At 39.9% G+C, this 14,315-nt stretch carries 15 protein-coding genes; 7 read left to right on the plus strand and 8 right to left on the minus strand.

Features of this window, described 5'->3' with window-relative positions:
- Window positions 1-6: 6 nt before the first annotated feature.
- From FGM01_RS05390 to FGM01_RS05400, 3 genes are all read left to right on the plus strand, one after another.
- Complete coding sequence (locus FGM01_RS05390) at window positions 7-714, plus strand: DUF4331 family protein (protein ID WP_143410095.1); 708 nt, start codon at window positions 7-9, stop codon at window positions 712-714.
- Window positions 715-800: 86 nt separating this feature from the next.
- Window positions 801-2,078, plus strand: a complete 1,278-nt coding sequence (locus FGM01_RS05395; RefSeq protein WP_143410096.1) for a tetratricopeptide repeat protein — start codon at window positions 801-803, stop codon at window positions 2,076-2,078.
- A gap of 170 nt (window positions 2,079-2,248) precedes the next feature.
- A complete protein-coding gene (locus FGM01_RS05400) occupies window positions 2,249-2,608 on the plus strand; it encodes a DUF6616 family protein (RefSeq protein ID WP_143410097.1) in 360 nt (119 codons plus the stop codon).
- A gap of 35 nt (window positions 2,609-2,643) precedes the next feature.
- Here the strand turns inward: FGM01_RS05400 and FGM01_RS05405 are convergent, their stop codons facing one another.
- From FGM01_RS05405 to trhO, 7 genes are all read right to left on the minus strand, one after another.
- The gene (locus tag FGM01_RS05405; protein WP_143410098.1) at window positions 2,644-3,297 is read right to left on the minus strand and encodes a CoA transferase subunit B; all 654 of its coding nucleotides are present in this window, start codon (window positions 3,295-3,297) and stop codon (window positions 2,644-2,646) included.
- Between the two features lie 49 nt (window positions 3,298-3,346).
- Window positions 3,347-3,703, minus strand: a complete 357-nt coding sequence (locus tag FGM01_RS05410; protein WP_143410099.1) for a four helix bundle protein — start codon at window positions 3,701-3,703, stop codon at window positions 3,347-3,349.
- A gap of 31 nt (window positions 3,704-3,734) precedes the next feature.
- Window positions 3,735-4,433 carry a CoA transferase subunit A gene (locus FGM01_RS05415; RefSeq protein ID WP_143410100.1) on the minus strand — a complete coding sequence of 233 codons (699 nt, stop codon included), beginning with the start codon at window positions 4,431-4,433 and terminating at the stop codon, window positions 3,735-3,737.
- 108 nt (window positions 4,434-4,541) lie between these two features.
- Entirely contained in the window at window positions 4,542-6,851 is a 2,310-nt protein-coding gene (locus tag FGM01_RS05420; RefSeq protein ID WP_143410101.1) for a penicillin-binding protein 1A, read from the minus strand.
- 14 nt (window positions 6,852-6,865) lie between these two features.
- Complete coding sequence (locus FGM01_RS05425) at window positions 6,866-7,354, minus strand: gliding motility lipoprotein GldH (protein WP_143410102.1); 489 nt, start codon at window positions 7,352-7,354, stop codon at window positions 6,866-6,868.
- Complete coding sequence (locus tag FGM01_RS05430) at window positions 7,347-8,522, minus strand: PSP1 domain-containing protein (protein ID WP_143410103.1); 1,176 nt, start codon at window positions 8,520-8,522, stop codon at window positions 7,347-7,349. The genes FGM01_RS05425 and FGM01_RS05430 overlap by 8 nt, the downstream gene beginning before the upstream one ends.
- Before the next feature lie 211 nt (window positions 8,523-8,733).
- Window positions 8,734-9,765, minus strand: a complete 1,032-nt coding sequence (trhO, locus tag FGM01_RS05435) for an oxygen-dependent tRNA uridine(34) hydroxylase TrhO (protein ID WP_143410104.1) — start codon at window positions 9,763-9,765, stop codon at window positions 8,734-8,736.
- A 197-nt stretch (window positions 9,766-9,962) separates the two neighbouring features.
- On the opposite strand from trhO, the gene recA reads away from it, so the two are divergent.
- From recA to FGM01_RS05455, 4 genes are all read left to right on the plus strand, one after another.
- On the plus strand, window positions 9,963-10,976 hold the full coding sequence (recA, locus tag FGM01_RS05440) for a recombinase RecA (protein WP_143410105.1): 1,014 nt from the start codon (window positions 9,963-9,965) through the stop codon (window positions 10,974-10,976).
- A gap of 91 nt (window positions 10,977-11,067) precedes the next feature.
- A complete protein-coding gene (locus tag FGM01_RS05445; protein ID WP_143410106.1) occupies window positions 11,068-11,526 on the plus strand; it encodes a hypothetical protein in 459 nt (152 codons plus the stop codon).
- Between the two features lie 37 nt (window positions 11,527-11,563).
- A complete protein-coding gene (locus FGM01_RS05450) occupies window positions 11,564-12,112 on the plus strand; it encodes an RNA polymerase sigma factor (protein WP_143410107.1) in 549 nt (182 codons plus the stop codon).
- Window positions 12,109-13,536 carry a hypothetical protein gene (locus FGM01_RS05455; protein WP_143410108.1) on the plus strand — a complete coding sequence of 476 codons (1,428 nt, stop codon included), beginning with the start codon at window positions 12,109-12,111 and terminating at the stop codon, window positions 13,534-13,536. The genes FGM01_RS05450 and FGM01_RS05455 overlap by 4 nt, the downstream gene beginning before the upstream one ends.
- Here FGM01_RS05455 and FGM01_RS05460 read toward each other — a convergent pair.
- Entirely contained in the window at window positions 13,533-14,276 is a 744-nt protein-coding gene (locus tag FGM01_RS05460; RefSeq protein WP_143410109.1) for a lysophospholipid acyltransferase family protein, read from the minus strand. The genes FGM01_RS05455 and FGM01_RS05460 overlap by 4 nt on opposite strands.
- Window positions 14,277-14,315: the final 39 nt, after the last annotated feature.

Raw genomic sequence — 14,315 nt, forward strand, 5'->3', positions numbered from 1 at the left:
AAAATTATGAAACTACGTAATATAAATATTTTGTTCTCTGCCTTATGCTTAAGCGTATTAATGGTAGGTTGTAGCGAAGATGATGACTTTATGATGACTGAAACTGAAGTCATGAACCCACCGGTAATGGAGGTAGATTTCAGTGGAACTTACAGCCAGGTAGACCATATGGGTCGTCCGGGTATCAACACAGTACTTAACGGAACTCCAGAACTTAAAAATATGCATAACAGAACGATCCCTTCAGAAATGGGAGCGGCTTTCCAGGCTTCTTTCGAAGCTAGACTGGAAGCATTGCATGATGCCTATGCCGTTGCTTTAGGCGCAGATCCTGCAAATATCAATTTTGAACCTAATATCCTTGGGGATATTTTAAATGGATCGGAACCAACTTCTATGGATAACCCAAATCCTGTATCGGCAGCAGTTTTGACCACTGTACTGGCTTCAGATGTACTGGAAGTAGCACCAGATGCTCCTACCACCTATTTTAATCCTGGTAGTGGAGCTCCAAACTTTGAAGGTGCAGTAGGTCTTACCGGAAGGATGCTTCAGGATGATGTGATAGATGTATCTCTTATCCTATTATTTGGTGGAGAAAGCGGTGCACGCTTTAATGGTGAAGGTGGATTACCTCAACTGGTTACAGATGGGGTTTCCTTAACTGCAGATAATATCAGCAGCAGTTTTCCATATATCGGAGCACCGGAATAATTTAATTTGCCCGAAGGCTGTAGGATTCGGTTTCTTAATAGATGACCATATTCTACAGCTTTTACGGCATATAAAACTTAGAAAAAATGAAATTTAATATTCTTATTTTACTTCTTTCAGTCTTGATGGTAGGTTGTGATCAAACAGACCAAAACGTTTCCAGCCCCGGGGATTATAATTCTTACCTGGCAATAAACGAAGCCAGAACGACCTCTCCATATTTTGAACTTTGGAATAGCAAAATCACTTCAGATAGTGTGGAGTTACCAAGCTTTTCTGCAGTTGCAGGTCAGTATAACTCTTTTTTCGAATCTACAGGAGATATTACCTATTTGAAAAAGGCTGAAAAATCATTAAAGAAAGCGGTGGAAATAGCGAATATTGATAAAGATAAATACTACCGTTCCCTTTCGCGTAATTATATATCCCAGCATAGATTTAAAGAGGCCCTTATTTACGCCGATTCTGCGGCAAAATTAGGCAAAGATTTACCTGAAAATCAACATTTGCTTTTTGATATACATATGGAGTTGGGGAATTATAAAAAAGCTGACAGCCTGCAAAAACTCTTTGCAGATCCTTATGATTTTAATTACATCATTAGAGCGGCCAAATGGAATGATTATAAGGGTGACCTGGACCGAACCATCATGTTCATGGAGAAAGCTAAAGTGAAGGCAGAAGATAGTAAGAACAGAAGCCTGTTACTATGGGTTTATTCCAACCTGGGTGATTATTACGGACATGCAGGTGAAATTGAGCAGAGCTATAAACACTACCTTAAAACCCTCGAAATAGAACCCTCCAATGCCTATGCTAAAAAAGGGATAGCCTGGATCGTTTTTTCTCATGAAGATAATTCTACTGAAGCCTTACGTATTTTAGATTCAATTTTAGAGAGCCACAGGTCTCCGGATCTTTATTTGCTTCAAGCTGAAATTGCAGAACATACCGGAAATAAAGACCTTTATGATACTTCCATGAATAACTTTCAAAACCTTATTTCCAATGCGAATTATGGCGAAATGTACAATGCGCATAATCTGAAAGTATACTTCAGCGAATCTGGTAAAGAATTGAAGGCGATAGACCTCGCCAGAAAAGAGGTAGCAAACAGAGCTACCCCGGAAACATTTCAGTTACTGGCATTGGCCCATCTTAACAACGGAAATAAAAAAGAGGCTTTAAAGATCATACGTAATAAGGTAGAGGGAAAAACCTTTGAACCTGAAGCTCAACTGGCCATGGCGAAAGTATATAAAGCGAACGAGTTAACATCTGAAGTAGAAAGACTTAAAAAAGAACTTCTGGAAGCCAAGTATGAATTAGGACCAGTGACCTATAAAGAGATCCAGAAATTGTAACAATTTTCCAGTATGAACCTTAATGCCCTGAATATCGCAATATTCAGGGCTTTTTATATTCAAAACACTCAATATCAAAACTTTAAGTTGAAAAACACAGCTTTTTTTAAAAACTGAATGTTACCTTTATATAGCGATAAAACCATTTTTCTAATTAAAACTTTTAATCTATGTATTTATATATTGAAATGTGGAATGTCACTACAAAATGGATGAAATTAAGCCGTGAAAAAAGAAAGGAACTCATGGAAGATATGCATCAGCGGGTAAAAAATATGAAAGCCAGCGGTGTAGAGAACCTGGGGTGGGCCCGTAATGATGAATTAACTCCTTACCGTAGTGACTACAGGTATATGACGGTATGGAAAATGCCCTCCATTGAAGAGGTGAAGGTGCTGGAGAACAACCTTGCCAGAGTGGGCTGGTATAATTATTTTTCCCAGGCAAATTCCAGAGGTGAATTGATTAGCCAGGATGAGGCCATTAAATTTCTGATAGATATCCAGGAGAATTCAACATCTTTTGCATAAAAAAACCGGATACTCAGATCCGGTTTTTCAAACTATTATAATTGCATTTCGGGAATATCTCCTTCAACGATCAACCTGCCCTCTGTAGCTTTTTTAATCTCTTCTACACTCACACCGGGTGCGCGTTCAAGAAGTTTAAAACCCTGGTCTGTAACTTCAATTACCGCCAGATTGGTCACAATTTTTGTAACACATCCCACACCTGTTAGAGGAAGCGAGCAGCGTTTTAGCAGTTTGGATTCTCCAGCCTTATTGGTATGCATCATGGCCACGATAATATTCTCTGCAGAAGCTACCAGATCCATCGCTCCACCCATACCTTTAACCATTTTACCTGGTATCTTCCAGTTGGCGATATCTCCATTCTCTGCCACTTCCATGGCTCCAAGAATGGTAAGGTCTACATGCTGCCCGCGAATCATTCCAAAACTCATCGCTGAATCAAAGAAACTTGCTCCGGGTAATGCGGTGATGGTTTGCTTTCCGGCATTTATAAGATCTGCATCTTCTTCCCCATCAAACGGGAAGGGTCCCATGCCCAGAATTCCATTTTCACTTTGAAATTCCACCTGTATATCGTCTCTAACGAAGTTTGCAACTAATGTGGGGATACCTATACCCAGATTGACATAATAGCCATCCTTTACTTCTTTCGCAATTCTTTGCGCTATTCCGTTTTTATCTAACATAACTAATTTAATAATTAATTAATGAAGCAATGTACCAATGATCATTGCCTTATTTCATTAAGTTCTTCTTGCTTGTACTAACAATTTTATACAAGATCAAGCCCAACTCATTAATACCAGTTTTCAAGTCTGAATTAAAAGGATAAGACTCAGCTCTTTCACAAAGAGTTAACCAATATTTTGTCTCTTCCAATTCTTTTAATGCAATTTTTATTTTATGAATAAAATCGATCTTGCTTTCTGCATTTTGTGCTTCATGCACATTAGCACCGATACTTGTCGCAGATTTCAAAAGCTGATTGGAAATAACATATTTTCGTTCAATTTCCAGTTTTTCGCAAAAATCAATTATGATCAACGAAAATTCGATACATTTTTCTAAGACAATATTTTCTTTTTTAATCATTGATTAATTGATTCATTAAAACATTGCTTAATTACTTTTGACGAACAGTACGTTGCTCAATTCTTTTTTCGTAGTCTTTCCCCTGAAAGATCCTTTGAACCAGGATGCCGGGAATATGGATCTGGTTAGGGTCTAATTCGCCGGGCTCAACTAACTCCTCAACCTCAGCAACCGTAATTTTGGCTGACCCACACATTACCGGATTAAAATTCCGTGCCGTTCCTTTAAAGATCAGGTTGCCTGCCTTATCGCCTTTCCAGGCTTTTACAAATGCAAAATCTGCTTTAAAAGCTTTTTCCAGCACGTACATCTTCCCGTCGAATTCCCTGGTTTCTTTGCCTTCGGCTACCTCTGTTCCATAGCCTGCAGGGGTGTATATAGCCGGGAAACCCTGTTGGGCAGCCTGGCATCTTGCGGCAAGCGTTCCCTGCGGAATCAACTCAACATCGAGTTCACCACTAAGCATTTGCTTTTCGAAAATGGCATTTTCTCCGACATAGGAAGAAACCATTTTATCGATCTGTTTTTTATGAAGTAATTGCCCGAGTCCAAAGTCATCGACCCCGGCGTTATTAGAAATACAGGTAAGATTCTTTACATTAAGACGTACCAGCTCAGAGATCGCATTTTCAGGAATTCCACATAAGCCGAAACCTCCCAGCATAAATGTCATACCATCCTCGACGCCTTTTACCGCAGCCTGTACATTATCAACTGTTTTTATGATCATTTTTTCAGAATTTTACCCGAAAATACGAAAATAAACATGTGGTCACAATGCAGGTTTGTGACTTCCTTAAATTATCTGGAATTTTAAATAGCTTTTTTTGAGAAAAATTTAAAAATCCAGTTCATCAGGCACCGAATTATCGGTTTCTCTAGATGAACCATAGTTCGCGCAGTCCACAGCGATACTAAGATTTTCCGGTCTTTCAAATTCCTCTTTGGAAACCTTTAATTCAGGATCTGCATAGACATCTTTCATATACATTCCCCAGATAGGTAAAGCCATCGTAGCACCCTGACCGTAAGTGATCGTAGGAAAATGAACGGCACGGTCTTCAGCACCAACCCAAACTCCGGTTACAAGGTCTGGCACCATTCCCATGAACCAACCGTCACTTTGGTTTTGCGTAGTCCCGGTTTTCCCGGCAATAGGATTTTTAAAGTCATAAGGATAGCCGGTAACAGCTCTTTCGTAATCCTGGCGGCCTTTGGCCCAGGTTCCTCTCAATCTTGTTCCAGACCCTCCCTGGGTAACGCCTTCGAGCAGGTTTACGGTAACGTAAGCAGCTTCTTTGCTCAGCACATCCCTTGTTTCGGGTACATTCTGATACAGAACGGTTCCGTTCTTATCCTCGATCCTGTTCACCATGACCGGTTTTATATATACGCCCTGATTGGCAAATGTGCTATAGGCAGAAACCATTTCGAATAGGCTGATATCTGCAGTTCCCAGAGCGATAGAAGGTACCGCCGGAATATTTTTAGTATCGATTCCTAATTTACCAATAAGATCAATCACGGGCTCAGGTCCTGTTTTATCAATTAAACGGGCGGTAATAGTATTTACAGAATTAGCTAGCGCTTTTTTCAGGGTATACATTCCATCATACTCACCATCACTGTTTCTTGGCGACCAGTCGTTCATGTTCCCGTGTTTTCCTGCTTCAATGGTAAACTGGCTTCTAGGAAGCGTGTCACAGGGAGAAAATTTTAACTGGTCTATTGCTGTAGCATAAACAAATGGTTTAAACGTAGATCCTACCTGGCGTTTTCCCTGTTTTACGTGCTCGTACTTAAAATGTTTAAAATTGATCCCTCCTACCCAGGCTTTTACTTCCCCGGTTTGCGGTACCATAGACATCATTCCGGCCTGTAGAAAAGATTTGTAATACAGGATAGAATCCCTGGGAGTCATCACCGTATCTATAGTTCCATTCCAGCTGAAAACCCTCATTTCGGCTTCTTCATCAAAAGATTTTTTGATCTCTTTTTCAGATTTGCCCTGGGCTTTCATCTTTTTCCATCGGGCAGAAACTCTCATGGCGTTTTGGATACTGCTTTCGATCTGGGATTCATCAATATCCCGGAATGGAGCCGTAGGATTACTTTTATTTTGCCGGTCAAATTCTTTCTGAAGTTTGGCTATATGCTTTGTAACCGCCTCCTCAGCGTATTTTTGCATTTTTGAATCTATACTAGTATAGATCTTAAGACCATCACGATATAAACTATATTCGGTACCGTCTGGTTTTGGATTGTTCTCAATCCAGTCTTTCATGAAACCCTGGAGATAAGCTCTAAAATACGTGGCCATACCTTCGTCATGACCTTCCGGGGTAAACTCTATTTTCATAGGTAATTTCTGAAGCGAATCCATTTCAGTTTCAGAAATAAAGCCATTACGGTTCATCTGTTCAAAAACCTGGTTTCTTCTGGAAAGAACAAGTTCAGGCCTTCTCATAGGATTATATAAAGCTGAATTTTTCAACATTCCCACAAGTACCGCTGATTCTTCTATCTTTAGCTCCCTAGGCTCCTTGTCAAAATAAATTTTTGAAGCTGACCGTATTCCTACCGCCTGGTAAACAAAGTCATATTTATTGAAATACATGGTGATGATCTCTTCCTTTGTATACTGGCGTTCCAGCCTGGTTGCGATCACCCATTCTTTAACTTTTTGAAATACCCTTTGTAAATCATTCTGGGCTACATCTGCGGTAAATAATTGCTTTGCCAGCTGTTGAGTAATCGTACTCGCTCCTCCTCTTGTGCCAAGATATACCGCAGCACGAACAGTTCCTTTCGCATCTATACCAGCATGCTGATAAAAACGTTCATCTTCTGTAGCTACCAGTGCCTGCACTAAATGGTCTGGAAGGTCTTCATATTTGATTGGAGTCCTGTTTTCACTGTAGTATTTCCCTAAAGTTTTTCCATCTGCTGAAAATATCTCGGTGGCGAGGTTGGTTTCGGGATTTTCAAGCTCATCGAAGGTGGGCATTTTTCCGAATGCTCCCCAACCGGCGAGTAGGAAAATTAATACACCGGCTAAGATCCCAATGCCGAAAAGGGTCCAGAAACCTGCTATATATTTACGATTGCTGTGTGCAGGTTTGTTCTTTTTTTTAGGTGTGCGGGCCATTTATATTTCTAAAATTAATTATCGCTATTTTCTATTCTGAAACCAACATCGGTGATCCCTTCTAAGACCCGGATGCCATCCACTTCCCCATTTTTTCGCATTGCCTGCTGAATGGTGACCTGATATTCTCCCGGCTCATCGAACTTAACATTTTCCTTATACCAGAGTTTACTTTCTTTTATATCACCAAATCCTGTGCCGAGCCATTCCCCGTTCGGTTTGGTCATTTCATATTCTAAGGTATCACTAATCACCTTTCCCTGCGGAAACCTGATCTCTGTAATCAGGAAAAGATTACTGTAATTATATTCGCTGTTGTTTCTAATATTTATAAAAAGATCGTAAATCTTAGAGGAATCGATATTGTTCAGATCAAAAGTTACCAGAGAGTCTTTATGCCAGCCTTTTAAAGATTTGTATTCATCATATACCCTGTCCTTATCGCAGGACGAAAAAAGTATGATAAAACAAGCAACTAAAGAAACAATAAAAGCACTACGCATTCTTAGATCTTGAAGGATTTCCTTTACGTTTTTTTCTCTTCTTATTATTTCGCTTTTTGCGCTGCTGCTTAGGCCTGTCAAACCTGGTAAGGCTATCTTCACCTACAGCATTGCTGAAACCTTTGGTTTCGGCTTCATCCAGCTGCAACTCTACAGCATATTCTTCAAGGCTGCTAACCGGCTCATCCTTTTTATTCTTAGCGATGATCTTATTGGCCTGTTCTGGTGTTAGCGTATGCCAGTTCATCCATTCACCTTCATAGGCATACCATAAAAGGCCTTTGAAAATGTCGATCTTTTGACATACAGCAGTACCTTTTTTAGTTTTAAGTTTAACGTCGGTTTTTGGAAAAGATTTTAATGCCTCGAGATAAGTATCCAGTTCATAGTTCAAACAGCATTTCAATTTCCCGCATTGTCCCGCTAATTTCTGAGGATTTAGCGACAATTGCTGGTATCTGGCAGCAGAAGTACTTACAGATCTAAAGTCTGTTAGCCAGGTAGAACAACAAAGCTCACGACCGCAGGAACCAATTCCACCAAGCCTGGCGGCCTCCTGGCGTAAACCAATTTGTTTCATTTCTATGCGTGTACTGAATTCACGGGCAAATTCTTTGATCAACTGCCTGAAATCCACACGATCTTCGGCGGTATAGTAAAATGTACATTTAGAACCGTCTCCCTGAAACTCAATATCGCTAATTTTCATGCTTAATTTAAGCCTGATCGCGATCTGCCTTGAACGTTGTTTGATCTTCTCTTCACGGTCCCTGGCTTCCTGCCAGACATCGATATCTTTTTGAGACGCTTTTCGGTATATTTTGAGAACTTCGGGGGAGTCTACGGCAACTTTCTTCTTTTTCATCTGCACTCTTACCAGTTCCCCGGTAAGGGTAACTATCCCGACATCGTGACCCGGACTGGCTTCGGTAGCCACCACGTCACCAATACTAAGACTCAGTTTTTCTGTGTTCTTAAAGAAGTGTTTGCGTCCGTTCTTAAAACGAACTTCCACAATATCAAAGGGTTCTACGCCTCCCGGAAGAGACATGTTCGAAAGCCAATCGAAAACGGTAAGTTTATTACATCCGTCGGTTCCACAGGTTCCATTATTCTTACATCCTTTCGGCTGACCGTCTTTGCCGGTCGAGCAACTTGTGCAAGCCATATATTATATATATTGAGGAAGTTACTTTTTGGCGTGTTATTAAAACATCATTCTGTCCTGCCAATCAGGCATTTATCGCAGAATCTCCTTCATCATCACATGGCTAATTTCCAGCCAGGCACGCGTTTCTAAGCACCTCCTTGAGGTTCATAAAAAATTTCAACAGTAAATATACCAATATTAATTGGCTCCACCATTTTAGAAAAGAAACCTATTGCTTAAATCGCAAAACTTCAGACCTGCCTTTTTTAAAGATCTTATTACTGGCACCTTTACCTTTTCTAAGTGCTTTTTGCTCCTCATAAGGCAATGCCGCGATCTCTTTACAGTTATCTGAACAGCAATTGTTCATTTTTTCAGCACATTCCTCGCACTGAATGAACAATAAGTGACAGGCTTCATTGGCACAGTTCACGTGGGTATCGCAAGCTTTTCCACATTGGTGACACTGGGCGATCACATCTTCTGAAATTCGTTCGGCGCGACGGTGGTCAAATACAAAGTTCTTACCTATGAATTTATTTTCGAGCTTCTGCTTTTCAACCTGGCGGGTATATTCAATAATACCACCTTCGAGCTGAAAAACATTCTTAAAACCACGATGTTTATAATAGGCACTGGCTTTCTCACAACGAATTCCGCCGGTACAGTACATCACCAGGTTTTTATCTTCTTTATGATCTTTAAGGTCTTCTTCAATGATTGGCAATGAATCCCTGAAGGTGTCCACATCTGGAGTGATCGCTCCCTGGAAATGACCAATCTCACTTTCGTAATGATTCCGCATATCCACAAGAACCGTATTGGGATCACTGATTAACTCATTGAACTTTGCAGCATCTACATGCACTCCCTTATTGGTCACATCAAAGGTTTCGTCGTTTAAACCATCTGCTACGATCTTATTTCTAACCTTCACCTTTAGTTTCAGAAAAGATTTGATATCGTGTTCAATAGCGATATTCAATCTCACATTTTCAAGAAAATAAATATCATCTATGAATGCTTTGAATTCATTGAATCTTTTGGCAGGCACAGAAAGCTGCGCGTTAATACCTTCGTGAGCTACGTAGATCCTGCCAAGAACATCCATCTGGTCCCAGGCGATAAATAAATGATTTCTGAATAATTCGGGGTTACCGATCTTGGCATAGGCATAGAAAGAGAGCGTAAGCCTGTCTTCTCCGGCTTCTTCTAAAAGGGCTGCTCTTTCTTTAGCGCTCAATTTATTGTACAGTTGCATGCTATACTAATATTTTAAGTGTTAAAGAAAAATTTTTGCAAAGATACATATTTCCATCGATCGGCCATATGAGAACCTTCAAATAAGACCCTGTCCAAATTTTTGGAATAATTCCATAAATCAGAAATGAGTTTTATTGTATTGTAGCAAAACTTATCTTATTTTAGCAGTCCTTATTTCATATTTAAAATACATTAATGAGCAACGATAAAGAAAAAGACGCGAAATTAAAGGCATTAAAGCTTACGCTGGATAAAATGGACAAAACCTACGGAAAAGGTACGGTCATGAAAATGAGCGACCAGGTCGTGGTAGATGTAGATGCAATTTCCACAGGTTCCCTGGGCCTTGATCTTGCCTTAGGTGTTGGCGGATATCCTCGTGGAAGAGTGATCGAGATCTACGGTCCTGAATCTTCAGGTAAAACCACGCTTACCCTGCATGCAATTGCTGAAGCTCAGAAAAAAGGAGGAATTGCAGCTTTTATTGATGCAGAACACGCTTTTGACCGTTTTTATGCGGAAAAACTTGATGTGGATATAGATAATCTTATTATTTCCCAACCAGATAACGGGGAACAGGCATTAGAAATCACCGATAACCTCATTAGATCTGGAGCTATTGATATCATTGTCATAGATTCTGTGGCAGCCCTTACTCCTAAGAGTGAGATCGAAGGCGAAATGGGAGATTCTAAAATGGGTCTACATGCAAGGCTGATGTCTCAGGCTTTAAGAAAACTTACGTCTTCTATTAGCAAGACCAATTGTACGGTTATTTTTATTAACCAGTTAAGAGAAAAGATCGGGGTGATGTTTGGGAATCCGGAAACTACTACCGGAGGTAACGCTCTAAAATTCTACGCTTCGGTAAGATTGGATATTAGAAGATCCACCCAGATAAAAGACAGCGCCAACAACGTGATGGGTAACAAAACCCGCGTTAAGGTTGTTAAGAACAAAGTAGCACCTCCATTTAAAACTGCCGAATTCGACATCATGTACGGAGAAGGAGTTTCCAAGATCGGTGAGATCATAGATATTGGGGTGGATTACGAGATCATAAAGAAAAGTGGTTCCTGGTTTAGTTATGAAGATACTAAATTAGGCCAGGGTCGTGATGCAGTAAAAACCCTGCTTAAAGATAATCCGGACCTCATGGAGGAACTGGAAGAAAAGATCAAAAACGCGATTAAGATCGCGAAAGAATAGAAAAAGATCCCCGGTAGGGGATTTTTTTTGTGCTGTACGCAACCATTCAGCCAATTGAGCATCTAGCATATAGATACTAAAAATTAGCGAAATGAAAAGGTTTGTGTTTCTCCTACTATTAGGAATTGCGTTCACAGGATGCTCGACAGATGATGATAGTTCAACTGTATCTTATGAGTTCGCAGCAATTACAGATTCAGATCTACCTGAATTCTTTGAGCAAGGCAAAGCTTACGATCTAAAATTCACCTATAAATTGCCTTCTACCTGCCACATATTTCTCGGCTTTGATGGTGGAAGAGAAAATGAAAGTTCAAATGAATTCTTTATTTATGCTCTTACCTCTATAAGTTCAGCGGCAACCAATTGCAATGATTCCAATGAAGAGGACCTGGTTTTTGAAAGTACGATAAGAAATTTTAGAATTTCCAACATACCCGGCGAGGCAGAGAAAATAATCTTTCAGCTATGGACAGGAAGCGATGCCGAGGGTAACCCAATATTTGATACTGTGGAAGTCCCTATAGGGGTACTAAATGAATCATCATAAGTTTAAATATCTTTGAATAAAGATTTGAATTTAGAAATTGGTAGATCTCAAAACTCTTATCCGGCAGTGTAAAAACCAGGATAGAACTGCCCAGGAACAACTTTACCGACTATACTCGGCTAAGCTGTTCGGGGTTTGCCTTAAATATTCCAACAGCCACCAGGAGGCTGAAGATAATTTACAGGATGGTTTTGTGACTATTTTCCAGAAGATCTCTCAATATAAAGATCAGGGATCCTTTGAAGGCTGGATGAAAAGGATCCTTATTAATACTGCATTGCAGAAACACCGGCAGCAGAAAGTTTACAGCATCATTAATGAGGATTTTTTACAGGAAGAAGAGCTAGAGATCGAAACAGAAAATATTTCGGTAGATTTTTTACTGGATTGTGTACAAGGATTGCCAGACAGGTACCGGCTGGTTTTCAATCTCTATGTTATGGATGGTTATTCGCATAAAGAAATTTCAGACCTGCTCAATATTAGCATAGGCACTTCCAAGTCTAATTTATCCAGAGCGAGAATGGCTTTAAAAGAAAAGATCAGCAACTTTCATAATAACGAAAATTCGGCGCAATCACTATGAAGGAAAGAAAAAGCATAGACCGGATCTATCAGGAGAAGTTTAAGGATTTTGAGAAAGAACCTAATCAGGATCTCTGGGATGGTATCGCAACTAGATTGGACGAAAAAGAGAAAGATCAGGCCCTGGTAATACCGCTTTGGATGAAGTTAACCGGAGTTGCTGCTGTTGTGGCCCTTATAATTTCAGGTCTTTTATTTACAGATTTGCAACCGCCGGTTCAAGATGCTCCCGGGGTAGTATATGAAAATGATGAGAATCCTGCAGATGACCAGATCAATAAAATAAAAAAGAAGGCAACAGATGTAGAACCGCAGGGAAGTATCGCCTTCGATGAAGAAATTGCACCAAAAGAGGATGATAAAACCGAAAGGAATGCCAATTCACCCGCTTCTCAGCCTGGTTTGACTCAAAAAAATAGTATTCAGAATGATCCTACGGCAAAAATTTCTTCCCAGGGATCAATTACTGCATCTTCGAATACCGGGCGAAATGAAAATTCAGCAGAGGAAACCCCGGCAGATTTAAGAGAAAACAGAATTACTGAACCTATACTAAAAAATAACACAGAACAGATAGCAGAGGTTTCGCCTGTTTTAGATTCTACGGCCGCCAATTTGTTAGAGGACAGCACTAATGCCCTGGCTGAGATAAAAGCTGAAAAAGAAAAAAATGAAAATAAAGAGGTGACCAATGCTCTTGCCGATGCAAAAAGATTAAGGCTATCCACTTTCGCCGCACCAGTGTTTTATAAGAATATTGGAAGTGGAAATCAACTATCCAACCAGTTTTCAGATAATAGCTCCTCCTCTGAAATAACATTCTCTTATGGCGTGAAGGTGGCTTACCAGATTTCAGATAAACTAATGATCAGGACAGGAATTAGCAAAGTGAACCTGAATAACAAAATTAGTGATATATCATTTTCTCCCACAGCAAGTTCAGCTGGTTTTGAAAATATAACTCCAGGTGAAGAAAATATTCAGATAAGGGATAATAGCTCTTCAGAAAGCCGTTTACCAACAGGTGTTACAGGTTTAAATAATGCCGTGAGCGCCGGCAATTTCATTCCCGGGGAGATCAGCCAGCAATTTGGATACCTGGAGATTCCGGTCGAGCTGGAATTTGCGGTTATAAATAAAAGATTTGGACTGAATATTATTGGTGGCGGAAGCAACTTATTCCTGGATAGCAACCGTGTTGACTTATTATCTGGCGAAAGCAGGACGCTTCTGGGTGAAGCTTCCAATATCAATAAAACCAGTTTTAGTACAAATATCGGGTTTGGTATAGATTATAGCCTAACCGATCAATTCCGTATAAGCATGGAACCGGTTTTTAAATATCAATTGAATACTTTCAACAATGTGGATAATGTACAACCGGTGAATTTTGGGATCTATTCCGGGCTTAATTTCAGATTTTAAACTACCGTAGGGTCTTTTAACTCATCCAGAATAACTTTACGTGTTTTCTCTTTTAAAACTTTCCGGCATTCAGTTTCCAGACTTTTAGTTTCAATAAAATTATGGATTTTAACCCTTAGTTTCCCGGGACTTCCACTAAAGAACTTATAGGAAAACCTTTTTTTATTATCATGGAAGGTAATAGGCACGATTGGGATCTTATGATCCAGTGCCAGCCTGAAAGCTCCATCTTTAAATTGATCCAGGATAATGCTGGTATCATTGGGCACGCCTCCCTCAGGAAATATACAAACGCTATTTTCCTGCTTAAGTCTTCGCTGAGCTTCTTCAAATGCAGCCATCCTGCTTTTTTGATTATTCCGGTCTACCAGAATACAGGTGCGGCGATAAAAGAATCCGAATACCGGGATTCTTCCCAGCTCTTTTTTCCCAATGAAAACGAAAGGTTGTTTTATAACCGTTAGCATTAACATAATATCCAGCATGGAGGTATGATTGGCTACGAGCATGTAACTTTTATGCTTCTCTAAAATCTGGTCTGCTTTCATTTTTACCCGGAAACCCATTCCGTAGATAATGATCTTAGACCATATCCTGGCGCAAACAAAGAACTGAGGATAAAATTTTTCTGAAGAAGTGAATATGAGCAGGAACGGAAGCATAATGATTATGGGAACGACCATCAAAATATAGAACCAGATTCGCCATAACAGAATTGCCGCCGATTTAATTATACTCATAGCCCCAAAAGTAGTAAAATGAACTGAGCGAATTCTATA

This window comes from Christiangramia sabulilitoris, from assembly GCF_007050985.1.
GTDB classification, from domain to species: domain Bacteria; phylum Bacteroidota; class Bacteroidia; order Flavobacteriales; family Flavobacteriaceae; genus Christiangramia; species Christiangramia sabulilitoris.